The organism is Verrucomicrobiia bacterium, from assembly GCA_019694135.1.
Classification (GTDB): Bacteria; Verrucomicrobiota; Verrucomicrobiia; order JADLBR01; family JAIBCM01; genus JAIBCM01.
In genome coordinates, this window is sequence record JAIBCM010000002.1 from 105,490 (window position 1) to 131,479 (window position 25,990).

A 25,990-nucleotide genomic window follows, 5' to 3' on the forward strand; every position below is an offset into this window, starting at 1 on the left:
CGGTGGTAGTTAGGGTGCCACGATTTCTTTGTAGCTGTCGGGGCGACGATCGCGATAGAATTGCCAGGTGTTGCGCACTTCTTGAATTTGATCGAGATCCATATCCGCAATAACTAATTCTTCTTTATCGCGGCTTGCTTTGGCTAAATATTGACCGCGTGGATTGACGAAGTAGGACTGACCATAGAACTCGCCAATATTCCAAGGCTTTTCGACGCCGACGCGATTGATAGCGCCCAAGAAGTATTGATTGGCCACGGCGTGAGCGGGTTGTTCGATGCTCCAGAGATATTCGCTTAATCCAGCGACTGTGGCAGAGGGATTGAAAACAATTTCTGCACCGTTTAATCCAAGGCAACGTGCGCCATCTGGGAAGTGGCGATCGTAACAAATATAAACACCTACTTTACCTACTGCGGTTTCAAAAACGGGATAACCCATGTTACCAGGACGGAAATAGAATTTTTCCCAAAAACCCGGTAAGCAATGTGGGATATGATTTTTGCGATATTTGCCGAGATATTTACCATCAGAATCGATCACGGCAGCGGTGTTATAATAAACGCCGGTCATATCGACTTCGTAAATAGGAACAACTATGACCATGTTAAGACGTTTCGCGGTTTCGCACATAAGTTGAGTAGTTGGGCCATCGGGAATTTGCTCGGTTAGATCATACCAATGCGTTTTTTGTTCAGCACAAAAGTAAGGACCGTAAAAAAGTTCCTGCATACAAACGACGTTGCAACCCTTTTTCGCTGCTTCTTCGAGAAATCCCATATGTTTCTCGATCATTGCATGTTTAATCGTTTCCACCGGCGCGGTGCCTTCGTGGGTCGTTTTTGTTTGAATCAAACCGCCTCTAACCATTCTAGCCATTATTAACTCCTTTTGAAAATTGTTACTGTTTGCTTACAAAAAAATGAAAGAGGGGTCAATGGGTAAATCATGAAAACTTCGATTTAGTAATTTGAGGTGTCATTTTTGTTGAAATGAAAGATTAGCGCTTGCCATGATGAAGTTTACGATTCTATAATCGCCGTCTTGTTGGAAAATTAAATTGGATTAAATTATTTAGGAGAATTAACTGTTATGCCACTTGCTCCCAAACTTGATGCTGCGTCTGCGGCGAAGAATCTAGATGAAGTTAAACCGCCTTACGCACCGCAAGAAGCGTTAGTAGAAGCGAATCGTTGTTTGTTTTGTTTTGATGCGCCTTGCATCATGGCATGTCCGACGGGGATTGATATTCCTTCTTTTATTAAGAAAATTGCTACGGATAATGTGGTGGGTTCGGCTCGTGTTATTTTAAGTGCTAATATTTTGGGGGCCAGTTGTGCGCGGGTATGTCCGACAGAGGTTTTGTGCGAAGGAGCTTGTGTAATGTTAGATAAAGAAAAAGAGCCGATTAAAATTGGGCGCTTACAACGTTACGCCACCGATCATGTTTTTAATAACAATATTAAATTGTTTCAACCGACCAAAAAGAAGGTTGGCAAAAAAGTGGCTGTGATTGGTGCGGGTCCTGCCGGTTTGGGGTGCGCGGCGGAGTTAGCGCAGATGGGTTATGATGTGACCATTTTTGAAAAACGGGAAAAAGGTGGTGGGCTGAACACGTTTGGGATTGCTTATTATAAGATGAAGCCCGAAGTGAGCTTGGAAGAAGTTGCGCTGGTGGAAAGTTTAGGCGTGGAAATTCGCTATAGCGTCGAAGTTGGTAAGGATATTTCTGTTGAAGAATTGGATAAAAAATTTGATGCGATTTTCTTGGGCGTAGGTTTAGGTGACACACAAAAGCTAGGTATTCCCGGTGAAGACGCCAAAGGTGTGGTGGATGCGTTGGAGTTTATTGAGCAAATTCATACTCAACCCTTACATAAAGTGCCGGTGGGCGATCGTGTGGCTGTGGTGGGTTGTGGTAACACGGCGATTGATGCCAGCACGCAATCCAAGCGATTGGGCGCATCGCATGTGCATGTGATTTATCGTCGTGGTGAAAAGGAAATGCCGGCTTACGATTTTGAATATGAGTTGGCTAAGAGCGATGGTGTGGAGTTTCTCTTTAACACTTTGCCTTTGGAAGTTCTCAAAGATAACGCGGGTAATGTGCGAGGTATGAAACTCGCAAAAACTCGTGTGGCTGCGGGTAAAGTTGAAGTGATTCCAGGCAGTGAATATGAAGAAGTATTCGACATGATTATTCCTGCGGTGGGTCAAGAAAAGCAGAAGAGTTGGATTCAAAAGGTTTTTCCTAAGCTCGAAATTGATAAGAAAGGCGTGATTATTAATGATCCGCAAACCAAGCAAACTTCGGAAAAGAAAATTTTCTGTGGTGGCGATTGCGCGAATGGTGGTCGTGAAGTGGTGAATGCCGTGGGTGAGGGTAAAAAAGCTGCGTTAGGCATCCATAATTTTTTAATGGGCGAAAAAGTCGATAGCGAAGTGCAACCTTCACGTCATGGCTTAAAGGAAGGGCGTCCTACAGGTTCAGGTCTTCGTAATCCGGTTCGCGCCCCAGAGTTGGAAGAGGCTTATTTTTCAACCAATGGCAATGGTAACGGTCACAAAAAAGCTTAAGAAAAATGGAGAAACGAAAGTAAACGGAGAAAATTATGGCAGATTTAAGTATTAATTTAGCTGGGATCAAATCGCCGAATCCTTTTTGGATTGCTTCGGGACCTCCAGGCAACACGGGTTATCAATGCGAACGCGCGTTCGACTCCGGTTGGGGCGGCGTGGTTTGGAAAACGATTGGCGAACCGATTGTGAACGTGAGTTCGCGCTATTCGGCTTTGAATTATGGTCAAACCCGCATGATTGGTTTGAATAACATTGAGTTGATTAGCGATCGCTCGCCCGAAACTAATTTTAAAGAGATCTATAATGTTAAAAAGAAATGGCCGAATCATGCTGTGATTGCTTCGCTCATGGTTGACACGCGTGAGCGTTGGCATGAGTTTGTACAACGCTCTATTGATTCTGGCGCAGATGGGATTGAGCTTAATTTTGGTTGTCCGCACGGTATGTGCGAACGTGGCATGGGCTCGGCGGTTGGTCAACAACCCAAAGTGGCTGAAACGATTGTCGGTTGGGTGATGGAAGCCGCCTCAGGAAAAATTCCTGTGATTGTGAAGTTGACGCCTAACATTACCGATGTGACTCAAGCTGCGCGCGCGGCAAAACGTGCGGGTGGTAATGCGATTTCATTGATCAACACGATCAACAGTATCACACAGGTGAATCTCGACACGTTTGTGCCAGAGCCTTATGTGAATGGTCAAAGTTCGCATGGTGGTTATTGTGGGCCTGCGGTAAAACCGATTGCTTTGAATATGGTGCAAAGTTGCGCGGAAGATCCTGAAGTTCAGTTGCCCATTTCCGGTATTGGTGGCATTTCGAATTGGCGCGATGCTGCGGAGTTTATTGCGCTTGGTTCGACCAGTGTGCAAGTCTGCACGGCTGTGATGCATTACGGTTTTCGTATTGTGGAAGACATGGCTGAGGGGTTGAGCAATTATCTCGATAGCAAAGGTTTTAAATCTGTGAACGAGTTGCGCGGTAAAGCGATTCACTCGCTCAATCGTTGGGAGAATTTAAACTTAAATTTCAAACGCGTTGCGCAAATTGATTATGATAAATGTATCGGTTGCAATCTTTGCTTTATTGCTTGTGAAGATGGCGCGCATCAGTGCATTGATCTAGTTTCGCCAAATGGTCAAGGTTTAGGCCCGGGACGCTTGCCCGGTAAACCCATTCCTCAAATTCGTCAAGAAGACTGTGTGGGTTGTAATTTGTGTTCCTTAGTTTGTCCTGTGGACGATTGTATTGAAATGGTCACCATCGAAACCGGACGACCTTTCTTTAGTTGGAAAGAGTATCAAACTAAATTGGCTAAAGGCGAAATGCAGCCTATTCCGCCACATCCTTAATTTTTAAATTAACTTAGAAAAGAAATAAATGAGCACTGCAACTATTCCTACACAAACTGCCAAAACTGAACCTTGCCCACTTTATATTAATGGCGAGTGGAAACATATCGCTTCGGATCAAACAACGCCTGTGCATAACCCATCGACTGGCGAAGTGATTGCACAAGTGCCTTTATGCGGTAATGATGTGATAGATCAAGCTGTGGCCGCCGCGGAAGCCGCTTTCCCTGCCTGGTCGGAAACTCCACCCGCTGAACGTGCGCGTGTTTTGTTTCGCTTTCGTCACTTGGTAGAAGCGGAATTTGATGACATTTGTTTAGGCATCAGTCGCGAGCATGGGAAAACTTATGCGGAAGCGAAAGGCGATTTGCAACGGGGTCTTGAACAAACCGAATATGCGTGTGGCATTCCGAATTTATTGATGACTGACAGTTTGGAAAATGTGGCTCGCGGGATTGATTGCGATTCGATTCGTCAGCCTCTCGGAGTTTGCGCGGGGATTGCGCCATTTAATTTCCCAGCGATGGTTCCGATGTGGATGTGGCCTTTGGCGATTGCGTGTGGCAACACGTTCATTATGAAGCCGAGCGAAAAAGTTCCGCTTACGACAAATCGCCTGATTAAATTATTAGAAAAAGCGGGATTGCCCAAGGGCGTTTTGAATATTGTGCATGGCGGTCGCGATTGTGTGGATGCGTTATTGAAACATCCTAAAATTAAAGCGATCTCTTTTGTGGGATCAACACCCGTAGCGCGTTATATTTATGAGACCGGCGCCAAATATGGCAAGCGAGTTCAGTCGGCTGGCGGCGCGAAAAATTTCGTTTTAATTATGCCCGATGCGGAAGTAGAACATTCTGCGCAAGGAATTAAAGATGCGGCATTTGGTTGCGCGGGTGAACGTTGTATGGCCGGTTCGACAGCGATTGCGATTGGAAATGCTGGTAAAACGGTATTGCCTGCATTAGTGGATGTAGTGAAAAGCATGAAAGTCGGTCGCACGGATCGCCCGCCACAGCAGCAGCCACATATGGGTGCTGTGATTAGCAGTCAACACAAAGCGCGCGTGGTGGATTTGGTGACCCAAGGCGAGAAGCAAGGCGCGAAATTGCTGGTGGATGGGCGCAACGTCAAAGTTGATGATGCACCCGAAGGATTTTATATTGGACCCACCATCGTTGATAACTTGCAAGATGGAAATATTTTAACCAAAGAAGAAGTTTTCGGTCCGGTTTTGAATGTGCTCCATAGCAACGATCTCGAAAGTGCGATTCAAATTGCGAATCGTTCTTCCTATGGAAACGGAGCTGCGATCTTCACTTCATCCGGTAAGGCTGCAAGAGAATTTCGTCATCGTGTGCAAGCCGGCATGGTCGGCATCAACGTCGGTGTTCCCGCCACGTTAGCTTATTTCCCATTCAGCGGTTGGGGTGATTCGTTCTTCGGTGATTTGCATATCCAAGGCAAAGAAGGCGTGGCTTTTTATACGAAACAAAAAGTTATCACTTCACGCTGGTTTAACTTTGGCGAAGGCGATATTTGGGCGAAATAAGCTTAGTTTTTGAAAATACTCGAGACGCTTCTGCTTGCCTTTTTCGGTATTCCGATAATTGGTCTGTTGTTTGGTGGTATTTATTCTTTGCCCGCAATTTATCTTACTAAAGAAAAAGAGCCGTGGTTTAGTCTTTTGCTAAGCTTTGGCTTGGCGATGACTGTTTTTGGCATCGGTTTTCTAGGACAAGTTCCGCTGCTTTATCTTGTATGTGTTTGGTTGTTTACTATCATTTGTCTATTCATTGCACGCAAGATTTTCGGAGGTCTTGGCCATAATTTGGAACGATTTGGAATGGTGCATAGCCTAGCATTACTTCTTATTTTTTTAGTTATTACGCTTTGTCATTTTGGGGTCTTGGGAAAATGAATAGTTAAGTAGTTTAGGCATCTAATGTAAAACTATGCGATTTTTTTGTTTCATTTTGGCGATTTTTATTTCCGGATGTTCTGGAGTTGCCGAGAAAGTGAAAAAAATAGAGGAGCCGAGGTTAGTTATTTTGACTGAGGGTATTGTGGGCGGGATTAGTTCACCGATTGTTCTACAGGAAATGATTTTTTATCAAGATGCTTTGGGAAAGTGTGAAGTTTGGACGAGAAAATTAAAAGAGGCTCCTTTTCAATATAGTTATTATGTTTCGGATTATTCCTTATCTCAGTTTGAGCAGTTATTGTCGAAATTGGATGGGGTAAAAAATTTGCCCTTGGAAAATCCTGTGGGTGGAGAGGATATTTATGAGTTGGACACGAGTTTAGGTGTTTTTTCAGATCAATGGCAATGGATGAATCAAGCGCCAAGTGGCTGTATTCATATGCAATCCAAAACGATTCCGACGTCACGTCAAAAAGAAAAATTTCAAGAGGCGGTTCAGAAAGTTCAAGCGGAGTTGAAAACTTTAAATTTTAAAGAAATTGATCAACAGTCTTATGAAAAAATTGCTCGTGAAACTTTAAAAATTAGAGATAATTATCGAATAAAATCTGATAAAAATATGACATGGCTTTTTAAAGATTCTCCGGATTTAGCCATTATCACTACGCGACAAGTGATAGATCTTGGTTATCCGATTTTGCGAGTGACACATGATAGTGATGATGGAGGATGGCAATTTCTGTGTGGAACCTCCAACGAAACGGATGATGCTCGAGTCATTTCATTAGAGGAAATTTTAAAGCGAGACGAAACTTTGGCAGAATTGCATGACTTACCTTTAGGATGGGTGGCTTGGCGAAAAACTTCAAATTCACCCTGGCAAAGGCAAAAACGATAAATATTTAATCATTTTTACGCTTTTCCTTTTGCTCAAACAAAATAGAGTTTGATGCAAAGGAAATATTCTATGTCGCTTCTTATTAAAAATGGTCAAATTATTACTGCTTCCGATAATTACATCGCTGATATTTATTGTGAGAATGAGCAGATTACTAAAATAGAAAAAAATTTAGAAGTGTCACCAGGTGCAGAAGTCATCGATGCTAAAGGTAAATATGTGTTTCCGGGTTTTATTGATCCGCACACGCATATTTATCTGCCTTTCATGGGCACTTATGCCAAGGATACTTACGAAACTGCAAGTAAAGCAGCGCTCGTTGGTGGAACCACAACCATTTTCGATATGTGTTGCCCTTCGCGTCAGATGGAAGCGATTGAGGGGTTTGAAACGTGGAATTCGAAAAGTGAAGGTAAATCGGCTTGCGATTACACCTATCACATGGGGGTGACGAAGTTCGATGATAAAACGGAATCGCAGTTGAAAGAAATTGTTTCGCGTGGGATAAGTTCATTTAAAATTTTTCTCGCTTACAAAGGCGCGTTTGGAATTGATGATGCGGAACTTTATCAAACTTTGAAGTTGGCCAAGAAATTGGGTGTTGTTACCACGGCACATTGTGAAAATGAAACGTTAGTGGCGGAACGTCAGAAAGAGCTCATTGCAGCAGGAAAAACGGAGTCGGGTTATCATCACGAGAGTCGTCCACCGCTTGTTGAAGCGGAAGGAGTGCATCATCTCATGACTTTTGCCGAAATGCATGACGCGCATATTTATATTGTTCATTTGAGTTGTGATGAGGCATTACGCGAGGCGCTATGGGCAAGATATCGTGGCGTGAATGTTTGGATTGAAACGCTTATTCAATATTTGGTGTTGGACAAAACCGATGCAGAAAAACCAAATTTTGAAGGCTCGAAATATGTGATGTCACCGCCATTGCGCGATAAGCGGAATCAATCGATTTTGTGGCAAGCGCTACGAAGCGGTTTTGTGAATACGGTGGCGACGGATCATGCGCCATTTGATTTTAAGGATCAAAAACCGATGGGTAAAAATGATTTCACTAAAATTCCCAATGGCATTCCTGCGTTGGAAGATCGCGTGAATTTGCTTTATTCTTACGGTGTTAAACAGGGTAAATTGGATTTGAATCGTTTTGTGGATTGTGCGAGCACGCAAGCAGCGAAAATTTTCGGACTCTATCCGAGAAAAGGAACGATTCAAATTGGAAGCGACGCGGATTTGGTCATTTACGATCCCAATTATCGCGGAAAAATTTCAACAAAAACGCAACTCATGAATGTGGATTACAGCGCCTTTGAAGGTTGGGAATTGACTGGAAAACCATCTGTCGTGACGGTTCGTGGTCAAGTCGCGGTGCGCGATGGTAAATTTGTCGGCAAAATTGGTCATGGAAAATTCTTGAAACGCGAGCCGAATCATTTTTAATCTTATGCTGCAAGTGAAACAAAAAATTGCAAGCACACCACCCGTGGGAGAGGATGCTTATTGTCACTTATTGCCTGTTGTAGAAGCTTTAATAGCCGATGGTAATGAGCCTTACCTTTCTCAAGAGGGCTATTTTTTTAATGGTCCAGATGGATGGATTGGTTATTTCAAAAAACCTCTTAATTTTGATTTAATACGAGAAAAATTTGAGCTGCCTGATACTATAGTATTGGATGATAAATATTTTAATCCTGGGCGAAGAATTTTTTGTAAGGCTTCAGGAACTGAAATTTTTGGCGGTATTCCCAATCGAGAACAAAATGATAAAGGATAAAGATTATGCCACCAGAACCTACTCCAGATGAAATTGCGCGTGGATGGCAAGGTCCTAATCAACCTCGCTATCCCAAGCAAGATCTCATGGCGAATACCGTGGTGCCGCAGGGGACAAAAATTTATTCCCTGCAGTATGTTGATAATCATGGGCACTTAGTGGGTGGGGACTATTTTTTTACGGAGGATGAATTTAAACTTTATTTGGCGGATGTAAAAGAGGGGCGTCCAGATGCTTATCGAAGATTGAATGAGCGTTTGCAAATTGGTCCCAAACTCGATTACGACAATAATCTTTATCAATATAAACCGCATCTTATAGAATACGAAGTCAAATATCCTTTTCGCGCTTCTCAAGGAGTAAGCACTGAAAATAAACAATTTGGATCTGGAGGTGGAGAACAGCTTTTTATTCATAAGGCGAGAAAATTAGAGGGGTATGGGACTTTTGAAAAAACAGGACGGGTGATTACTCCTAATCCTAATGAAGTGGTTGCTCTTAATACTTCAAATCTTAAAAAATTTGATAAAAATGCGCAAAAAATTGAGCCAAAACCTCCAGAAGGTCGTTTATTGCTTAACGAACATTCAACTTTATCAGCAGAAGAAGTAGCTGATATTAAATTAACTCCTAACCATCTTCATGTAAAAGAGGGGACTCACTTAAAGCCTGGCGACCCTGGCATTGTAGAATATGGTCCAATAAAACATTTTCCTGAAATTTTAGCAAATCAACCATCTGAAATATTGGAAAAGATAAAATTAGGAACGTTGCCTATAGATAAGATTCGATCTCAAAGATCAATTGATGTAGAAGCTGCTTTGGCCAGTCACAGTAGGAGCATGCCAAATTCTGTGGATCAGGCCACCTTTGATCATGTTCCTCAAACTCCCGTACACTCTTCTGATTCGTCTATCAATAATTCGATTGAGGTAGAAACAACAAATCAACCATCTGAAATATTGGGAAAGACGAAAGTAGGAACATTACCTGTAGATAAGACTCCATCTCAAAACTCAGTTGATGTAGAAGCTGCTATAGCTTCGGCCGGTCACAGTAATAGTATGCCCAATTCTGTGGATCAGACCACTTTTGATCATGTTTCTCAAACTCCCGTACACTCTTCTGATTCGTCCATTAGTAGTCCGGTTGATGCAGAAGCAGCAAACAATAAAACTCAACCGCAGCAACAACATTCGTCAAATGCAACAGAGCCAACATCTCATACTATTGATAAGACTCATACCGTTGTAAGTCGAACCAACCAATTTTCACAGGGCGCGGTAATGGCCGCTCAGGTTGCTGCGGGAGATGTCGAAGGAGCTGTCAACACTGCAACCGATATTGCTGAGCAAAAGGCTTTGCAGGTGGGGGCGAAAAGTCTTGCAAAACAAATCGAAAAGGCAGTTGAAAATGGAATCATTAAACGTCTAGCAGGTAAAGTGCCTTTGGGTGTTGGGGTGGCTTTAAGTGTAAGTCAATTGAAAGAATCTTGTGAAGAGGTTATTCACCTAAAAAAGGAGCTAGCGAAACTTCAGTCGGGCACGCCAGAGTATGAAAAAATGCAAGTTGCATTGTCGCGTGCTGAAAGAAGCAATTATTTACTAGCTGCAAGTGTCGGGGCTGGAGTTGTGCCGGGAGAAGGAACGATTGTTTCTGAGGTCATTGATGTTGCTAATACGAGCCTGACAATACAAGATATCATTTCTGATTATATAGATGAACAAGAGGCACGGGCTAAAGAAATTAACGAAAAATTAGATAAACTGTCTCCGGGAGACCCTGAGTATAATGAGTTAATCAAGCAATCTCGCGAATTACATAAGGAATGGTTAGAGGATGGAAGGGAAGTTGTCGAAATGATTCCAGTCTTAGGACAGATGGTTCAAGTCATGGAAGCCCCGATTAAAATGACAAATGCTGCTGCTGAGTTTATTTCAAAGGGTAATGTATCAGATAAGATTGAATCATTTGTGAAAAATCCTCCGGGTATGGATACGTTAGTTGCTGTAAAAGATGAAATAGTAAAGGAATTCAATGACAATGGCTTAAAAGGGGCGATTCAAAAAAGAGCAGCTAATATTGAAAAAGTTTTTCAAGGAATTCTAAGTAAGTTGGACCCAGTGGAAGATCTTCCTCAGAAAAAAGAGCAGGAAGAAGAGGAAGATGAAAAAGAAAAATATGTTCTTAAAAGGTAATTAAAATGAAAAACAGGGAAGCTTTTTCAGAGGCAATCATTGAAAGCCGTCTTTACAACAAAGATTTAGCGCCGGTTTCGGAGGCAGAGCGCAAATGGCATGTGGGAAGTTTTGCCGCATTATGGATTTCGATGTCGGCTTGTATTCCAACTTATATGTTGGCTTCGTCGTTGATTGGAAGTGGCATGAATTGGAAGCAAGCAATTTTGACTATTTTTCTTGGTAATTTGATTGTGCTGATTCCGATGGTGCTTAATGCTCATGCGGGCACGAAATATGGCATTCCGTTTCCGGTTTATTGTCGACCCGCGTTTGGCACAGTGGGCGCGAATATTCCTGCGTTGCTTCGCGCATTTGTGGCGTGTGGTTGGTTTGGGATTCAGACGTGGATCGGGGGAGCGGCTATTTATAAAATTCTTGGCGTTTTTGAGCCGTCGCTTGTTGTTGCTGCGCCTATTGGCTTTCTTGGCATTAGTTTACCCCAACTTTTTTGTTTTTTATTTTTTTGGGGTATTAACATGTGGGTGATTTATAAAGGAATCAATTGCATTCGTTGGTTGCTCAATATTAAAGCGCCTCTGCTCATTGTTCTTGGATTGCTATTATTATGGTGGGCTTACAAAAATGCTGGAGGTTTTGGCCCCATGCTTTCGCAACCTTCTGTGTTTGATCCGGGACAGCCGAAAGCTGGGCAATTCTGGATTTTCTTTTTTCCTGCGTTAACTGGGATGATTGGGTTTTGGGCCACGCTTTCTTTGAATATCCCTGATTTTTCGCGTTATGCTAAATCGCAACGCGATCAAGTCATTGGGCAAACGTTGGGCTTACCAGCAACGATGGCGCTTTATTCTTTCATTGGGGTGGCAGTTACTTCGGCAACAACGATTATTTATGGTCAAGCGATTTGGGATCCGGTGGATGTGTTAACGCGTTTTACCAATCCCGTGGTTTTGGTGATAGCGATGATTTCTTTATGTATTGCAACATTGGCGACAAATATTGCTGCTAATGTGGTGAGTCCTGCGAATGATTTTGCGCATTTGGCTCCTCGATATATTTCATTTCGTATTGGAGGAACGATTACTGGAATTTTGGGAATTTTAATCATGCCATGGAAATTGGTGGCTGATCCGAATGGTTATATTTTTCTGTGGCTTGTGGGTTACAGCGCTTTGCTGGGGCCGATTGGCGGGATTTTGATTGCGGATTATTTTGTGGTGCGACGCCAACACTTGAACCTGGCTGAGCTTTATCGGGAGAACGGTGTTTATTCAGCCACACGAGGTTTTAATTTGATTGGTATTATTGCTTTAATATTAGGAGTGATTCCCAGTGTGCCAGGGTTTTTGGTGCAGGTGAAACTTAAAGCGGCTTCCGAATTTCCTGCATGGCTTGTGGCGCTTTATGATTATGCCTGGTTTGTTGGTTTTGCGATTGCTTTTGTATTTTATTGGGGCGGGATGAAATTATTTTCACAGCAAAATAATGGAACTAAGACGTTGGATTCTTTAGCTTCTGCCGATGTGTGATTTTTTTCTCCGAACGGAGAAGTAGGTCATAAATATTCACTGGAAGAATTATTAAAAGCCTTGTAGAAAGTCAGGCTATGATTTTACACGATGTTAAAGTTTACCCTTCAAAAGTTCCTCTTTCTAAAGATCAACAACTGGCTTGGAAAATAGCTCAGGTAGCAACGGATAAAACATCATTAGAGCCTGCGGTGGTTGACATGGTGATTAATCGGATTATTGACAATGCGTCGGTAGCGATTGCGGCCATTAATCGCAAACCCGTAGCGAATGCCCGCAGTCAGGCGATTGCGCATCCTCGCGAAAAAGGAGCGACGGTTTTTGGTATGCCGAATGATCAACGGTTTGATGCGGAATGGGCTGCGTGGGCCAATGGGACGGCTGTGCGTGAGCTCGATATGCATGACACTTTTTTAGCCGCAGATTATTCGCATCCGGGTGATAATATCCCGCCCATTTTAGCAGTGGCACAACAATGTCGGCGTAATGGTGCGGATTTGGTGCGCGGAATTGTGGTGGGCTATGAAATTCAAATCAATTTGGTGAAAGCAATCTGTTTGCATCAATATAAGAAGGATCACATTGCTCATTTGTGTCCTTCAGCAGCCGCTGGGATTGGTGCGCTTTTGGATTTAAATACTGATGTGGTTTATCAAGCGGTGCAACAAGCGGTACATGTGGGTTTTTCGACACGACAATCGCGTAAAGGTGAAATTTCGAGTTGGAAAGCTTATGCCCCTTCGCATGCCGGAAAATTGGCAGTGGAAGCGGTAGATCGTGCAATGCGTGGTGAAAAAAGTCCTTCGCCGATTTATGAAGGGGAAGATAGTGTAATTGCTTATATGCTAGGCGGTGATAAATCGACTTATCGTGTGCCTTTACCGGAAATAGGTGAGGGGCAGCGTGCTATTTTAGATTCTTACACCAAAGAACATTCCGCGGAATATCAAGCGCAAGCGCTCATTGATCTGGCGTTTAAACTTCGTAAAAAGCTACCGAATTTAAAAGAGATTCAGAAAATTGTTTTGCATACGAGTCATCATACCCATTACGTAATCGGCACAGGTGCGCAGGATCCGCAAAAAATGGATCCGAACGCGACGCGCGAAACGTTGGATCATAGTATTATGTATATTTTTGCGGTGGCGCTGCGAACGGGCGAATGGCATCACGTGAAAAGTTATGCTTCCGAGATGGCACGTCATCCTGAGACGGTGGAGTTGTGGCATAAAATTGAAACGGTGGAAGATCCGGAATGGACGCGTCGTTATCACACGCATGATCCCAAGGAAAAAGCCTTTGGTGCACGAGTCGAAATTTTATTGAGAAATGGTGATAAAGTTGTTGATGAATTAGCCGTGGCTAATGCCAATCCTTTAGGAGCGAAACCTTTTGCAAGACCCGATTATATCAAGAAGTTTAAGACGCTTACCGAAGATATTTTGACTTCTTCTGAAAGCGAACGCTTTTTAGAAACTGTGCAACGTTTGCCAAATTTAAAAGCCGAAGAGTTGGGGCAATTAAATGTTCAAGTAGATTTAGCGAAGTTGGAAAATAATAAACGAGATAATCGAGGAATTTTTTAGAGCCCGCGAATCACGCTAATCACGCGAATGGAAAAAGATAAATTGGTTAAAGAGATTATTTATAAAGAAGAATGTTACGCTATTATTGGCGCTTGTTTTACGGTTTATAATGAGAAAGGGCGTGGATTTTTAGAGGGAGTTTATCAGGAGTGTTTGGAAATTGAATTTAACTATTTGAAAATTTCCGCAATATCTAAGCCGCAACTTACTCTCACTTATCGAGACCAAATTCTTCAACAAACCTACACGCCTGATTTTGTTTGTTTTGGTAAAATTATTTTAGAACTTAAAACTGCGGCGAAAATAATTGATGAGCACAGGGGGCAGGTGCTTAATTATTTAAACGCCACAGGTTTTCAGCTTGGATTACTTGTTAACTTCGGTCATTATCCCAAACTTGAATATGAACGGATCGTAAATTCTAAACAGACTAAAGATGAGCCAATTTTTCTTTAATTATTATTCGCGTGATTAGCGTGATTCGCGGGCAAAACTTATGCTTTTTAATAAAAAAAATGCGACACAAAAACGTCAGGAATTTCGTCAGGCGTTAAAGTCAGGAAAACTTTTGCGTTTCCCTGGCGCTTTTTCGCCTTTGGTGGCGATGTTAATGGAGCAGCAGGGTTTTGATGGTGTTTATATTTCAGGAGCAGTTTTAGCCAATGATCTTGGATTTCCTGATATTGGTTTAACCACCTTGACCGAAGTTTCTCAACGCGGTCGCGCTATTGCGCGTGCAACTGAGTTGCCGGCGATTATTGATATTGATACCGGTTTTGGTGAAGCGATGAGTGCTGCGCGTACGATTCAAGAATTGGAAGATTTGGGACTTTGTGGATGTCACTTGGAAGATCAACAAAATCCGAAGCGATGCGGTCATTTGGATAATAAAGCGTTGGTAGAAACGGAAGCGATGATTAAAAAGGTCAAAGCTGCTTCAGACGCTAAGCGCGATAAGAATTTTTTAATTATTGCTCGAACGGATGCAAGAGCTTCTGAAGGATTGGAAGCAGCAATCGGACGTGCGAAAGCTTACGTTGATGCCGGTGCAGAAATGATTTTTCCTGAGGCGCTACAGAATGAAAAAGAGTTTGAAGCATTTCGCCAAGCGGTTTCGGTTCCGCTGCTAGCCAATATGACGGAATTTGGCAAAAGCTCTTTATTAACGACAAAGCAGTTGCAAAATTTGGGTTATAATCTTGTGATTTATCCTGTAACCAGTTTGCGTTTGGCGATGAAAGCGGTGGAAGATGGGTTAGCGAGCATTCGTGATGAAGGCACGCAAGAGCACCTTTTAGAAAAAATGCAGCATCGCAAACGGCTTTACGAAATTTTGCATTACGAAAAATATAACCAATTTGATCAGTCGATTTTTAATTTTAAAGTCTAACTAAAGCCTGTGCTCGATGTTTGTTGGTTTTAAATTCAAAACAAACTCGATCAATCCATGATTTGAAAGTAGTTTGGTCAATGAATTTCCTAAGAAGTTAATAAGTCTAAAACTAACATGAAAAAAAAGTTCATCCTATTACTAGTGATGGCCACATTTAGCGTTAGTCGGGCTTATTCGTATGCGCTACAGGGTCACGAAATAGTTGGCGCAATCGTCGACGAGAAGCTTTCAGGCAAACCGGTTGAGGAAAAAGTTCGACAAATGTTAGGCGATGTCTCGTTGGCAACGGCTGCTGGTTTGCCAGACGCGATTAAGAATTGGGATAAGGATGGTCCTGATAGCTCCCGGGCTTTACCTGTGTCTTCCAACAAAGTGTTAGACGCACAACTGCGTGAGTTTTGGCGCGCGAATCCACCGACGACAAATTATAATTCTGTTATACCGTCGCATTGTTGGTTTCATTACACAGATGTGCCGGTGTTCGATTTTGGAAAATATGCTGATGGAAAAACGGGCCGATCGGTTTGGGATATTGTTCATATGATAACCTATTGCGTTCGTGTCTTAAAAGGCCAAGAAAGCGAACAGAATGCGCGCAAGATTACGAAACCTGTAGCCATCGTTCTTTTGGCGCATTACATCGGTGATATTCATCAACCGCTGCATGTGGGTGCCGAATATTTCAACATTACCAATAGGCAACCGGTTAATCCTGATAAAGGCACAGTTGGCATTAGTGATGTGGGTGGTAACAGCCTTTCTTTTAAATACACCGCCATGGTGGGTAAAAAACGTATTCATCAATTGGGAAATTTACACAGCTTTTGGGATAGCCAAACCGTAACCTTAGCCTTGGATCAGATTCGGGCAGAAATCCGACAGAAGACGATCGGACACTCATCAACTGTGACGGATAAAGAAGTTGTGCATTATTTTGCATCTCAAGAACCGAAAAATTGGAAATTAAATCTGTCAACTAATGTCAATGATTGGGCACAGCAATGGGCTGATGAAATTCTTCCGATAGCGTCCCAAGCGCATGAGCGCTTGCAGTTTGTCCATGTGAAACCTCAGATGGAAGGAGGCGAGTTGATAGCAAGAGGCGAAGCCATTGAAAAATCAATGCCTGATGGTAAATCCTATGACAAATGGGCGAGCAATGTGGTCAGAGACGAACTACATAAGGCCGGTTGGCGTTTAGCTGAACTTTTAGAGCAAGTATTAGAGTGAGACATAAGTTTGACAAAAACCTTTCTATTGCTCATATCATTTTGATAAAAAATAAATAAAATTTATGAGTACAACTATAGCAAATCCTGAAATTAGACGTGGTTTAGAAGGTGTCATTGTTGACACAACCAAAGTTTCCAAAGTCATGCCGGACATTAATGCCTTGGTTTATCACGGCTATCCCGTGCAAGACTTAGCGGAAAATTGTTCCTTTGAAGAGGTGGCTTATTTATTGTGGAATGGTGAATTACCTAATCGATCACAGCTCGATGCGTTTCAGAAAAAAGAAAGAAGTTTGCGTTCGATTAGTCCAACACTTTTAAAGGTGATTCAGAGTTTTCCCAAAAAAGCGCATCCCATGGATGCGATTCGCACGGCAGTCAGTTTTTTAGGAATGGAAGATGAGGATATGGAGAAAACGGATGAAGCGACCAATCGAGAGCGCTCGTTTCAATTGCTCGCAAAAATTCCTACGATGATTGGCGCATTTTATCGTTATCGTAAAGGCCAAGATTTTATTGCGCCTAGAGAAGATTTGAGTATGGCTGAAAATTTTTTCCATGTCTGTTTTGGTAAAGTGCCGGAACCGGAAGTGGTCAAAGCGTTCGACGTTTCTTTAGTGCTTTACGCCGAGCATGGATTTAATGCTTCGACCTTTACCGCGCGTGTGGTGACTTCAAGTTTAGCTGATATTTATGGCGCTGTGACAGCAGGAATTGCTTCATTAAAAGGTCCGCTTCATGGCGGTGCAAATGAAGCTGTGATGCATATGCTTTTGGAAATTGGTGAACCGGCAAAAGCGAAAGAGTGGTTGTTAACTGCGTTAAAAGAAAAACGCAAAGTGATGGGATTTGGTCATCGCGTTTATAAAAAAGGTGATTCGCGCGCACCTACGATGAATCAATATGGTTTAAAAATGGCCGAAATTAAGGGTGAAAAGAAATGGCACGAAATGTTGGATATTTTAGAAAAAACGATGGTGGAACAAAAAGGAATTCATCCCAACCTCGATTTTCCAACTGGGCCTGCTTATTATTTGATGGATATCGATATTGATATGTTCACGCCGATTTTTGTAATGAGCCGCATAACAGGATGGACTGCTCACATTCTCGAGCAGCAAGCTAGTAATCGATTGATCCGTCCTTTATCGCAATACACCGGCTCGCCCGAAAGAAAAGTGGCTTCTTTGGCTCAAAGGAAATAGCGAATTATTTTTTTTCTTTTTTTCGAGCGCGTTCGGCAAGACGACGATAATCCTCCCGGATTTTATCAAGCTCTTCGTCATCTAATTCTTCTAAATCTAAGAGGCTATTTTGCGCGCCATGAATTCTTTTTATGATTTCGTCTAATTTGATTTGTAACGCTTCCGTATCTCGGTTTTGGGTGTTCTGAATTAAGAATACCATTAAGAAGGTGATAATGGTTGTACTAGTATTGATGATTAATTGCCATGTATCACTGAAACTAAATAAAGGGCCTGTAATCGCCCATATTATAATCGCTAAACCAGCAATAAGAAAGGTAATAGGTTTTCCAGAATAACGAGCTGTAACTTTAGCAAAACGAGTAAACCAAGAATTTTTTCCTGCCATAAAGAGAAAAGGTTAAGATAAATGGATTTTTAAACTAATCAATTTTATTGCTGCTTTGTTTTTTTAACGATTTCCAATATTCCAACCTTTCTTGAATCTTTTTTTCGTAGCCATGTTCGGTGGGAATGTAATAGGTTCGCACTTCGTTGAGATAGTCTTGGGGCGCGATGCCTTCTATGAAGTTGTGAGAGTATTGATAACCTTGATGGCCAAGTTTTTTGCTGCCGGGATAATGAGCATCACGCAGATGGCGGGGCACCGCTAATGTGACACCTTTTTTAACGTCATCTGTAGCATTTTCGAGAGCCATGTAGCTGGCGTTGCTTTTGGGTGCGGTAGCTAAATAAACCGTGGCTTCGGCAAGAGGAATGCGCGCTTCGGGCAAGCCAATAAACTCTACCGCTTGTTGTGCGGCAACGGCTAACGGAAGGGCATGCGGATCAGCCATGCCAATATCTTCAGCAGCGCTGATGACGAGGCGTCGCGCAATAAAACGAATTTCTTCGCCCGCGTAGAGCATCTTTGCGAGCCAATAAATCGCAGCATCAGGATCGCTACCACGAATGGATTTAATGAAAGCGGAAATGGTGTCGTAATGTTGATCTTCATTTGCATCATAAACGATGGCTTTTTTCTGAATGCATTCTTCAGCAATTGGTAAAGTGATATGAATTTTTTGATTTTGATCAGGTTTCGTAGTTAGCGCAGCGATTTCGAGGGAATTTAAAGCTTTGCGCGCGTCGCCATCAGCTTGAATGGCAAGATGATTTAAAGCTTCTGTGTCTACTACCAAGGGCATTTTTCCCAAACCTCTTTCTGAATCATTTAAAGCGCGTTGTAATAAAGTTTTAATGTCTTTGGTGTTTAACGGTTCGAGTTGGAAAACTTGTGACCGTGAAACGAGTGGCGCGTTGATATAAAAAAACGGATTATGCGTGGTGGCGCCAATTAAGCGAACGGTCGCATTTTCTACGTCTGGTAGAAGAACATCTTGTTGCGCTTTGTTAAAGCGATGAATTTCGTCGATGAAGAGAATGGTTTTTTTGCCGGTAGTATGCAGTCGATTTAAAGCGCTAGCTAAAACGCGTCGCATATCAGCTGTTCCTGATTCTACACCGCTTAATTTTTCGAAGTGGCATTGTGTCGTGTTGGCAATGATTTGTGCTAGAGAAGTTTTTCCGCTGCCTGGAGGGCCAAAAAGAATCAGTGAACTAAGGCGATCGGCTTCGATGGCGCGTCGTAATAATTTGCCGCTCCCAAGTAGATGAGCTTGGCCGACATATTCTTCCAAAGTTCGGGGGCGAAATCGTGAGGCGAGAGGCGCGTTTTCGTGTTTTGTATTTTTTTTCTCTTCCGAAGAAAAGTTTTCAAAAAGATCGTTCATAAATTGGGAGCCGATTTCCAGATGGGCACATCTTGTTTTAAACGGTTGCAAAATTCTGTCAAAAGTCCGAATCCTTCCTTACGATGTTTTGAGGTAATACGAATCCAGACTGAAGATTCGCCAACAGGAATTTTTCCAAGACGATGAACGAATTCGAAAGAGCGACAGGGGTAGTCGAGTTTGAGTTGATCTAAAATTTTATGAATTTGGTGATGTGCCATGTCTTGATAAGCTTCGTAATCAAGATGGGTAATGGTTTGTTGACTTTCTTCGTCGCGAACGACGCCATGAAATTCAACGATGCTTCCAATCGAGTTTGTCTTTTGGGGAAAAGGCAAGGGTGAAATGGTTTCAAACGTAAAAAGTATTTTTTTTTTCATAGATTCAACCGCCAATCGCGGTCATAATACGATTGGGTTGATAATTATTTCGAAAAAGATGTTCGGGCGGTTTCTGGTGAAGCGCTAAACCGATCATTTCTAAAATATCTTTATCCCTGCCTCCGTTGCGCAAAAGAGGTTTGAGATCGTATTCTCCATGATTTCCTAAACAGGGGCGAATTTTCCCATCAGATGTTAATCGAATTTTATTACAATTTTCACAAAAATGCAGATTAGTAATGGAGCTAATAAATCCTACGATAGCGCCGATTTTTTCTAAGCGATAATATTTTGCGGGACCTATGCCAAAAGTTTCATTCAGAGGAATTACATTGTCTTTTTCAGTAATTTTTTTGAGAGCTTCATGAGCTGGGAAGAAATTTTTTTCGCTTAGCATTTCAGTCAAGCTCACGGGCATAAGCTCGATAAAGCGAATCGGATGTTGATACTCAGCTGCATAATGGATCAAAGGCCAAAGATCGTCTTCGTTCATGTGGCGAATGAGAACGGTGTTGAGTTTGATTCGTTCAAAACTCGTTTCACGCGCAGTTTGGATGCCTTGCAAAACTTCAGCTAAATTTCCGCCGGTAATTTTCTGATAAGTTTCAGATTGTAGGGAATCTAAACTAATATTGAGTGATTTAACACCGACCCTTTTGAGTTCAAAAGCATGTTCGGTTAAACGAGTGGCATTAGTGCTTAAAAAAACATTTTCAACTCCTTTAGTTTGGGTGAGCTTTTCGATAAAAGAGGTAGCATCTTTACGAATCAGAGGTTCACCTCCGGTGATACGAAAGTTTTTAAAACCGAGTCGAGTGGTAAGTTGGACGACACGCAAGATTTCTTCATAGGTCAAAATATCTTCGCGTTTTTTCCAATCGGCAAACCCTTCGGGCATGCAATAAAGGCAACGCTCATTGCACCGGTCCGTAATTGAAATTCTTAAATAGTTTACGGTTCGCATTTGAATATAGGATAGATTTATTCTTGGTTCTCTTCAAGATTCTTACCGGTATTGGGATTGATGAATGGGCTGAAACTCGTTTTTATCGAAAACCATAATGAAACCATTTGACAAAATTTCTTAATGGGTTTTATTGCTTTTAATTGGATTAATATTAACGTTTAAAGTTATTTAAATATAAATAGTTATGGCAAAAGGTAGAAAAGGTGGAGTAGATGGTGGACATAGATCAGACTCTCAAGGACATAAGCGGGATGTTGATGCGCATATACATGGAAAAACAAAAGCTCATTTGTCAGACCTAGATGCGGCAAAGGTGGATTTAGAGGTTTCGAAACATGAAGGCGAGCTGGGTGTCGCAGCTGAAAAGGTTACTGAAGCGGGAGCTAAATTGAAAGAAGCTCGTGAGAAAGAGGATAATGCTGAGGGTATTGCGAGAGCTGAACGAGATTTTCAAGAAGCTGTTACTCTTTATGCACAAGCTCACAAAATTGCTGAAACCTTTTTAAGAGATCGTGCATTAACTCCAGTGCAAAGGGCTAAAATAGAGGAATCGTTGACGCAAGCGCAAGTTGCTACGAAAGGTACCGCGGTAGCTGCAGGCAGAAAAACTCTGGAACCGGCACTAAAGCTTGAGCAAGTAAGTGATCGATCTGGAGCGCCTGAAAAAAGGCCTAGAAAAATGAAGGCAATAGACGCATCAAATGAATCAATGGATAAGGCGCTATCAGCTCTTAAAGAAAAAAAAGTTACGGATCTCGCTCATCATCCTTTAGTAGAAGCCTTAGCTAGACGCCGAGATACTTATTTAGCTTTGCAGGAAGCGAGGAAGTCGAGAGATCTCGATGAAATCCAAACGGCTGAAACAAAAGATATTGGTGCTAATGCTACACTTAAGAATAGAGCAAGACAATATGGCAAAGAAGCGGAAGTAAATGATGCCTGGCAAGACATAAAAAATGAAATCAAACTAGTAGAAGGCGATGGTGCAAAAGTAAAAAAAGAAAGAGGAGCTGAAACTAGTTTGGCGGCAGTGGACTTGTCCCAAATTCAAATCGAAAAAGATTATCTTCAGGAGCGTAATATTACCAACCCTGCAGTTATTCAGGCTTTTGTGGACATGCGAGAAAAATATCAAGATCTTCAAGATTTTTACTTAGAACATGATGCACCTAAGGGAGATCCTAATGGCGCTACGCACCAACCCGGCTTCAAGGAGAAAGCTAGAGCCTATCAAATGGCTCAGGAAAAATATAAACGACTCTGCGAAGGGGCAGGCATCAATTATCGCGATGTGGCGAAGCCTGCTTGGGAGCATGTACGAGATAGAATAGATCAGAAAATGGGGCCAGAATTTGCTTTGGTTCGACAAAAAAAACTTCAATCAAAGGCACCTCATTTGAGTAATGAACTTGAAGCACTTAGGAATAGGGGTATCAATAATGATTTAGCGTTAGCACAAGCTTTAAAAGAATGCAAAGAGGCTTATTGTGCTTCAATAGAAGCAAGAAAAGGGGATGATACAACAAAAATAATCCAAGCTGAAGCAGAGCTCGTTAATAAAAGACGAGTATTAATGCGTGAAGCTGGTGACGATCGTCGTGATGTTGTTCGATCGGTTTGGGAAGATTTTGTTTTGGGTGAAGTGAGAGCCGAAAGGCGTGGTATAAGTCAAGAATCGCTTGATCGTGCCGGCTTGGTACTTGCTAGACATGGAATCACTAGTGAAGCTTCAAGAACGGCCTTGGCCGGCTTCATTGAGGCTCATGAAGCGATACACTTTAGGCCTAGCAATGTTACAAAAGAAGAACTCGTTCAACTCCAAAATAATTACAGAACCGCAGGTCGGAGTCTTGAAAACTCTCTAGGAGGTGTAAAACTATCTGATGCTAATGGCATCACTCGCAAAATTGCAGATGAGATTCAAAAACAGACACAGAAAGAAGTTGCTAAAAGGATAAGAGAAACTGGTTGGATAGAAGGAGAAGGTGTTGCTGCTACCAGGGCTGAAAAATTACTTAATGAACATGGTGTAAGTGTAGAGGGTCAAGAGATTAAAAACCGGTTAGTTCAAGTTATAGAGGCCTATGATGAAATCCACTTAACATCTCGAGAAGGTAATGTGCCTCGTCCTATTTCAAGCAGATATCAATATGCCCGCGACATGTTTGAAGAGCATTGTAGAAGAAATGGGATACCTGATGAAGTAGCAGAAAAGGTTTTAAAGGGTGTTAAAGATCAGATGGAAAGAGAAAAACGTAGGAGGATATCAAGCGTTGGTGCAGCAGTAGCAGGAGCTGTGGCGCTGGGAGTGTTAGCAGTGAGCGAAGGAGAAGCTGGGGCGCAAGATGAGAATTATGGATTAGCAGTTCGAGCCATAAACGATACTTTAGGTCTCGCAGCTGGGGATGAAGATTTAGTGGGAGCGCTTGCAAGACTTAAGAAAACTTCAGACAAGTTGGGTGAAGCACGCTTAGCTTATAACCAAGTGCAAGGACTGTGGGGCAAAGGGGTTCTTGAAGGAGAAAATGTGAAGGCTTACGTTGCCGCACAAAGCGCAGTGACAGAAGCGCAAGAGCAATATCGAAAAGCGCGCAATCATTTTAATGAAGTGTGCAAGAGCAAAGGCATTAACGGATTACAAGCCGAAATCATATGGGATCGGATGCAGGGCAAGTATTATACACAACAAGAGATGGGGTTGGCAAAAGCGGCAAGGGATAAGGCATTGGCAGAATGTCAACAGGCCGCTGGGGCAGTGCCAGAAGCCATCAAGGCAGCAGGAAAAATAAAAGAAGATCCAAACGCCACCGACGCACAAAAGGCTCAAGCCGAAGCAGCGGTAAGAGCAGCAGTGGCTAAGGCGGCACAAAAAACAAAAGCCTACTGGGTGATAAACAGTCGCTATGAGCGAATGGCTGGAGTGATGAAAGTTTCGCTGCCGGCGGCCAAGCTACCAGAGGAAACAAAAGCTCAAGAGCGAACCAGAGCAAAAGCAGATCAGGTTGAGCCAAGCGCTCGAGCATTAGCGCAATATACCGATGCGCAACTGCGAGCGGCCAAAGAAATACAGCCAGTGGTAGATGCTGCAGTGGTAGAGGTTGCAGCGGCAGTAATACCTGGAGCTATTCCTGCACAGATGGCGGTTGTTGCCATGGCTCGGGGCAGGGTGCAAGAGGCAGAAGCGTTAAATGAAGAGGCCAGAGATGCTTGGGTGAGAGAGCAAGTAAAGAATGAATTTGAAAAAGTGCTAGCCAAACTTCCGGCAGAAGAAGCAGAAAGAATTAGAAGATCGCCGACATATTTAGAGGATGTGGAAGAGTCAGTTCAAGGAGTGAAAGATTATTGGGCAGGAGATGGAGCAGGCTCAACGGATGTCATGGGTGGCTCCTTATTTACTTCACTCGACGGTAGTGGCAAAGTGGATGAAGCACAAGATATAGCAGAATTACCTGAATTTATTGGGACTGTAAGTGATCATGCCACGACTATTACTGGTCGTGTGGCTACAACCCGAGGCCACCACGAGCGTCGTCGTCAGGCTGAAGCCGATGTTAAGTGGTCTGCTGAGACTCGTTTTGGAATCGAGCGTAAAGTTCGAGACGATATTGAAATAGCAGAAACGGCCACGGGGCGATATCCTGGCATGGAAGGTGTAGTGATTCCTTACCAAACCCAAACGCCAAACCCACCCCGAGACAATCGGGTGGCTGAAGCAGAAGGCAAAAAAGAGATGGGCAAACCGAAGAACCGAGAAACAGTCTGGGCAGCGGCAGCAGGAGAGAATTACACACCCGATGTTTCGATGTCGCCGAATATGGATGCTTGTGTAGAGGGTGGGGAATACCAATCTGCAATGAGTATCGAAGAACAGCTTTCTTCGCAAACTCCAACGCAAAAGGCGTCCATTCCTTCTTATTAAGATTTTAGATTAGAACATAACGCTAAAATTTGTTGCAGATGATTTTCTAAAGAAAATTGCTCGGCTTTTTGGCGGCAGAGTTGGCAGTTAAGATCGCGTTGTTCTGGGTTGGAAAAATGGTTAATGGCTTGAACCCAAAGTTCAATAGGCGCTTCAGGTGCGAGCGCGATGCCGTCCTGGCCCTCTGTCAAAATTTCTGAAGCGCCGTTATGAGTGCTTGTTACAACAGGTAAGCCTGAAGCTAAGGCTTCCAGAGTGACGTTGGCGAAAGGGTCGTAGTAGGTTGGAAAAAGTAGCAAGTCTGCACCTTGATAAAAGCGGCTGGTTTCTGAAGAAGGTTTGGGTCCTGCAAAATAAACGAGAGGATGGTGATAATGTTTTTCTGGGCCTTTTCCAATGACTATTAATTTTATCTGACGCGAGTTTTGTTTTTGCCAGGTTTCGACAATTTCAATCGCTTTTTTTAATCCTTTGCGTTGCCAACCGCTACCAACAAAAAGAGCGACGATATCGTTAGGATTAAGACCAAGATGGTTTTTGAGCCAAGGATCGTAAGAAGGTTGCCAGGGTTTTAAATCGACGCCGTTATAAATGATATCAATATGCTCTTCTGGGAAATGAAGCAAATCGACAATTTGTTTTTTAACAAAATGGGAGTTGGCAATAACACGTTGGGTGTTTTGTGGATTATAGGCTTTTTTTTCGCTCCAAAGTAAGAGTTGGTGGAAGGGGCTTAGTTTTATAAAAAAATTGGAAAAAGAGTTTTGTAGTAAGCGACGTTGTTGTAGCCAAGCGGCATGAACTCCATCGCCCGCACGGAGGAGATTTTGTTGCCAGTGACGTTCTAGGCTAATAACGAGAGGTTGAGGATTTTTTTGCACCCAATTTTTGGCGAGCCAGGAAAAATACCAAGGGCGCATCCAGCGAATTTGGTTTAAACGGTAAGGATCCAAGCGAATAATATTGAGATTGGGAATTTTATTGAGAGGGCTTTCTTGAGGGCAATCGGCGCAAAGCAAGTTGATTTGAATTTGTTTTTCAGAAAAACCTTCAATCAGGAGTTGAAGATATTTTTCTGCACCCCCCAGACCGGCAGGAAATTGTCGAATCAGGGTGAGGGTTGAAAGCATGAATGATTTTGAACCAAGAAACGTTATTTTGCAGGCTTTATTTTTGCTTGTTTTTAGATGTGGTATTGAGAGCGTTGATGTTCAAGAAAAAAACTGATGAGAGATCAAAAAATGATTGTTAAGAGGATAAAAAAGATTATAT

21 protein-coding genes are annotated in these 25,990 nt (G+C 42.6%); 15 read left to right on the forward strand and 6 right to left on the reverse strand.

Going from position 1 to position 25,990, the window contains the following annotated elements:
* Positions 1 to 9: 9 nt before the first annotated feature.
* Entirely contained in the window at positions 10 to 879 is an 870-nt protein-coding gene (locus K1X66_02960; protein ID MBX7157330.1) for an acyltransferase, read from the reverse strand.
* A gap of 213 nt (positions 880 to 1,092) precedes the next feature.
* On the opposite strand from K1X66_02960, the gene K1X66_02965 reads away from it, so the two are divergent.
* The 14 genes from K1X66_02965 (at position 1,093) to K1X66_03030 (ending at position 17,680) form a co-directional block, all read left to right on the forward strand.
* A complete protein-coding gene (locus tag K1X66_02965) occupies positions 1,093 to 2,577 on the forward strand; it encodes an NAD(P)-dependent oxidoreductase (GenBank protein MBX7157331.1) in 1,485 nt (494 codons plus the stop codon).
* Positions 2,578 to 2,612: 35 nt separating this feature from the next.
* On the forward strand, positions 2,613 to 3,929 hold the full coding sequence (gene preA, locus K1X66_02970; protein ID MBX7157332.1) for an NAD-dependent dihydropyrimidine dehydrogenase subunit PreA: 1,317 nt from the start codon (positions 2,613 to 2,615) through the stop codon (positions 3,927 to 3,929).
* A 28-nt stretch (positions 3,930 to 3,957) separates the two neighbouring features.
* A complete protein-coding gene (locus K1X66_02975; GenBank protein ID MBX7157333.1) occupies positions 3,958 to 5,481 on the forward strand; it encodes a CoA-acylating methylmalonate-semialdehyde dehydrogenase in 1,524 nt (507 codons plus the stop codon).
* Between the two features lie 9 nt (positions 5,482 to 5,490).
* Positions 5,491 to 5,850: a hypothetical protein gene (locus K1X66_02980; protein ID MBX7157334.1), complete on the forward strand. Its 360-nt coding sequence runs from the start codon at positions 5,491 to 5,493 to the stop codon at positions 5,848 to 5,850.
* A 622-nt stretch (positions 5,851 to 6,472) separates the two neighbouring features.
* A complete protein-coding gene (locus K1X66_02985; GenBank protein ID MBX7157335.1) occupies positions 6,473 to 6,751 on the forward strand; it encodes a hypothetical protein in 279 nt (92 codons plus the stop codon).
* 69 nt (positions 6,752 to 6,820) lie between these two features.
* Positions 6,821 to 8,203: a dihydropyrimidinase gene (gene hydA / locus K1X66_02990; protein MBX7157336.1), complete on the forward strand. Its 1,383-nt coding sequence runs from the start codon at positions 6,821 to 6,823 to the stop codon at positions 8,201 to 8,203.
* A gap of 4 nt (positions 8,204 to 8,207) precedes the next feature.
* On the forward strand, positions 8,208 to 8,537 hold the full coding sequence (locus tag K1X66_02995) for a hypothetical protein (GenBank protein MBX7157337.1): 330 nt from the start codon (positions 8,208 to 8,210) through the stop codon (positions 8,535 to 8,537).
* Between the two features lie 5 nt (positions 8,538 to 8,542).
* The gene (locus K1X66_03000) at positions 8,543 to 10,735 is read left to right on the forward strand and encodes a hypothetical protein (GenBank protein ID MBX7157338.1); all 2,193 of its coding nucleotides are present in this window, start codon (positions 8,543 to 8,545) and stop codon (positions 10,733 to 10,735) included.
* A gap of 5 nt (positions 10,736 to 10,740) precedes the next feature.
* Positions 10,741 to 12,264, forward strand: a complete 1,524-nt coding sequence (locus tag K1X66_03005; GenBank protein MBX7157339.1) for an NCS1 family nucleobase:cation symporter-1 — start codon at positions 10,741 to 10,743, stop codon at positions 12,262 to 12,264.
* Between the two features lie 77 nt (positions 12,265 to 12,341).
* Positions 12,342 to 13,850 carry an MmgE/PrpD family protein gene (locus tag K1X66_03010; GenBank protein ID MBX7157340.1) on the forward strand — a complete coding sequence of 503 codons (1,509 nt, stop codon included), beginning with the start codon at positions 12,342 to 12,344 and terminating at the stop codon, positions 13,848 to 13,850.
* Between the two features lie 27 nt (positions 13,851 to 13,877).
* Entirely contained in the window at positions 13,878 to 14,306 is a 429-nt protein-coding gene (locus tag K1X66_03015) for a GxxExxY protein (GenBank protein ID MBX7157341.1), read from the forward strand.
* Positions 14,307 to 14,346: 40 nt separating this feature from the next.
* Positions 14,347 to 15,240 carry a methylisocitrate lyase gene (prpB, locus tag K1X66_03020; GenBank protein ID MBX7157342.1) on the forward strand — a complete coding sequence of 298 codons (894 nt, stop codon included), beginning with the start codon at positions 14,347 to 14,349 and terminating at the stop codon, positions 15,238 to 15,240.
* 117 nt (positions 15,241 to 15,357) lie between these two features.
* Positions 15,358 to 16,473, forward strand: a complete 1,116-nt coding sequence (locus K1X66_03025) for a hypothetical protein (protein MBX7157343.1) — start codon at positions 15,358 to 15,360, stop codon at positions 16,471 to 16,473.
* Positions 16,474 to 16,537: 64 nt separating this feature from the next.
* Positions 16,538 to 17,680 carry a bifunctional 2-methylcitrate synthase/citrate synthase gene (locus K1X66_03030; GenBank protein ID MBX7157344.1) on the forward strand — a complete coding sequence of 381 codons (1,143 nt, stop codon included), beginning with the start codon at positions 16,538 to 16,540 and terminating at the stop codon, positions 17,678 to 17,680.
* 4 nt (positions 17,681 to 17,684) lie between these two features.
* On the opposite strand, the gene K1X66_03035 is transcribed toward K1X66_03030, so the two are convergent.
* The 4 genes from K1X66_03035 to moaA are packed head-to-tail and all read right to left on the reverse strand — an operon-like array spanning position 17,685 to position 20,796.
* Complete coding sequence (locus tag K1X66_03035) at positions 17,685 to 18,068, reverse strand: low affinity iron permease family protein (GenBank protein MBX7157345.1); 384 nt, start codon at positions 18,066 to 18,068, stop codon at positions 17,685 to 17,687.
* Positions 18,069 to 18,102: 34 nt separating this feature from the next.
* Complete coding sequence (locus tag K1X66_03040; GenBank protein MBX7157346.1) at positions 18,103 to 19,452, reverse strand: replication-associated recombination protein A; 1,350 nt, start codon at positions 19,450 to 19,452, stop codon at positions 18,103 to 18,105.
* Positions 19,449 to 19,832 (reverse strand): molybdenum cofactor biosynthesis protein MoaE, encoded by a 384-nt coding sequence (locus K1X66_03045; GenBank protein ID MBX7157347.1) that lies wholly within the window; start codon positions 19,830 to 19,832, stop codon positions 19,449 to 19,451. Before K1X66_03045 ends, K1X66_03040 begins: the two co-directional genes overlap by 4 nt.
* 4 nt (positions 19,833 to 19,836) lie before the next feature.
* On the reverse strand, positions 19,837 to 20,796 hold the full coding sequence (gene moaA / locus K1X66_03050) for a GTP 3',8-cyclase MoaA (protein ID MBX7157348.1): 960 nt from the start codon (positions 20,794 to 20,796) through the stop codon (positions 19,837 to 19,839).
* 187 nt (positions 20,797 to 20,983) lie between these two features.
* Here moaA and K1X66_03055 point away from each other — a divergent pair, with 187 nt between their 5' ends.
* Complete coding sequence (locus K1X66_03055; protein ID MBX7157349.1) at positions 20,984 to 24,718, forward strand: hypothetical protein; 3,735 nt, start codon at positions 20,984 to 20,986, stop codon at positions 24,716 to 24,718.
* Here K1X66_03055 and K1X66_03060 read toward each other — a convergent pair.
* Positions 24,715 to 25,383, reverse strand: coding sequence for a glycosyltransferase family 4 protein (locus K1X66_03060; GenBank protein ID MBX7157350.1), 669 nt, complete (start codon positions 25,381 to 25,383; stop codon positions 24,715 to 24,717). The two genes, K1X66_03055 and K1X66_03060, sit on opposite strands and share 4 nt — an antisense overlap.
* Positions 25,384 to 25,990: the final 607 nt, after the last annotated feature.

Excerpts from the sequence above, each read along its gene's own strand:
- K1X66_02995 (MBX7157337.1), top strand. The coding sequence starts at position 8,208 with ATGCTGCAAGTGAAACAAAAAATTGCAAGCACACCACCCGTGGGAGAG.
- moaA (MBX7157348.1), bottom strand. The coding sequence starts at position 20,796 with ATGCGAACCGTAAACTATTTAAGAATTTCAATTACGGACCGGTGCAAT.
- K1X66_03000 (MBX7157338.1), top strand. The coding sequence starts at position 8,543 with ATGCCACCAGAACCTACTCCAGATGAAATTGCGCGTGGATGGCAAGGT.
- K1X66_03030 (MBX7157344.1), top strand. The coding sequence starts at position 16,538 with ATGAGTACAACTATAGCAAATCCTGAAATTAGACGTGGTTTAGAAGGT.
- K1X66_02985 (MBX7157335.1), top strand. The coding sequence starts at position 6,473 with ATGACATGGCTTTTTAAAGATTCTCCGGATTTAGCCATTATCACTACG.
- K1X66_02965 (MBX7157331.1), top strand. The coding sequence starts at position 1,093 with ATGCCACTTGCTCCCAAACTTGATGCTGCGTCTGCGGCGAAGAATCTA.
- hydA (MBX7157336.1), top strand. The coding sequence starts at position 6,821 with ATGTCGCTTCTTATTAAAAATGGTCAAATTATTACTGCTTCCGATAAT.
- K1X66_03010 (MBX7157340.1), top strand. The coding sequence starts at position 12,342 with ATGATTTTACACGATGTTAAAGTTTACCCTTCAAAAGTTCCTCTTTCT.
- K1X66_03025 (MBX7157343.1), top strand. The coding sequence starts at position 15,358 with ATGAAAAAAAAGTTCATCCTATTACTAGTGATGGCCACATTTAGCGTT.
- preA (MBX7157332.1), top strand. The coding sequence starts at position 2,613 with ATGGCAGATTTAAGTATTAATTTAGCTGGGATCAAATCGCCGAATCCT.
- K1X66_03040 (MBX7157346.1), bottom strand. The coding sequence starts at position 19,452 with ATGAACGATCTTTTTGAAAACTTTTCTTCGGAAGAGAAAAAAAATACA.
- K1X66_03045 (MBX7157347.1), bottom strand. The coding sequence starts at position 19,832 with ATGAAAAAAAAAATACTTTTTACGTTTGAAACCATTTCACCCTTGCCT.
- K1X66_03055 (MBX7157349.1), top strand. The coding sequence starts at position 20,984 with ATGGCAAAAGGTAGAAAAGGTGGAGTAGATGGTGGACATAGATCAGAC.
- K1X66_02960 (MBX7157330.1), bottom strand. The coding sequence starts at position 879 with ATGGCTAGAATGGTTAGAGGCGGTTTGATTCAAACAAAAACGACCCAC.
- K1X66_03035 (MBX7157345.1), bottom strand. The coding sequence starts at position 18,068 with ATGGCAGGAAAAAATTCTTGGTTTACTCGTTTTGCTAAAGTTACAGCT.
- K1X66_03015 (MBX7157341.1), top strand. The coding sequence starts at position 13,878 with ATGGAAAAAGATAAATTGGTTAAAGAGATTATTTATAAAGAAGAATGT.
- K1X66_03005 (MBX7157339.1), top strand. The coding sequence starts at position 10,741 with ATGAAAAACAGGGAAGCTTTTTCAGAGGCAATCATTGAAAGCCGTCTT.
- K1X66_02975 (MBX7157333.1), top strand. The coding sequence starts at position 3,958 with ATGAGCACTGCAACTATTCCTACACAAACTGCCAAAACTGAACCTTGC.
- prpB (MBX7157342.1), top strand. The coding sequence starts at position 14,347 with ATGCTTTTTAATAAAAAAAATGCGACACAAAAACGTCAGGAATTTCGT.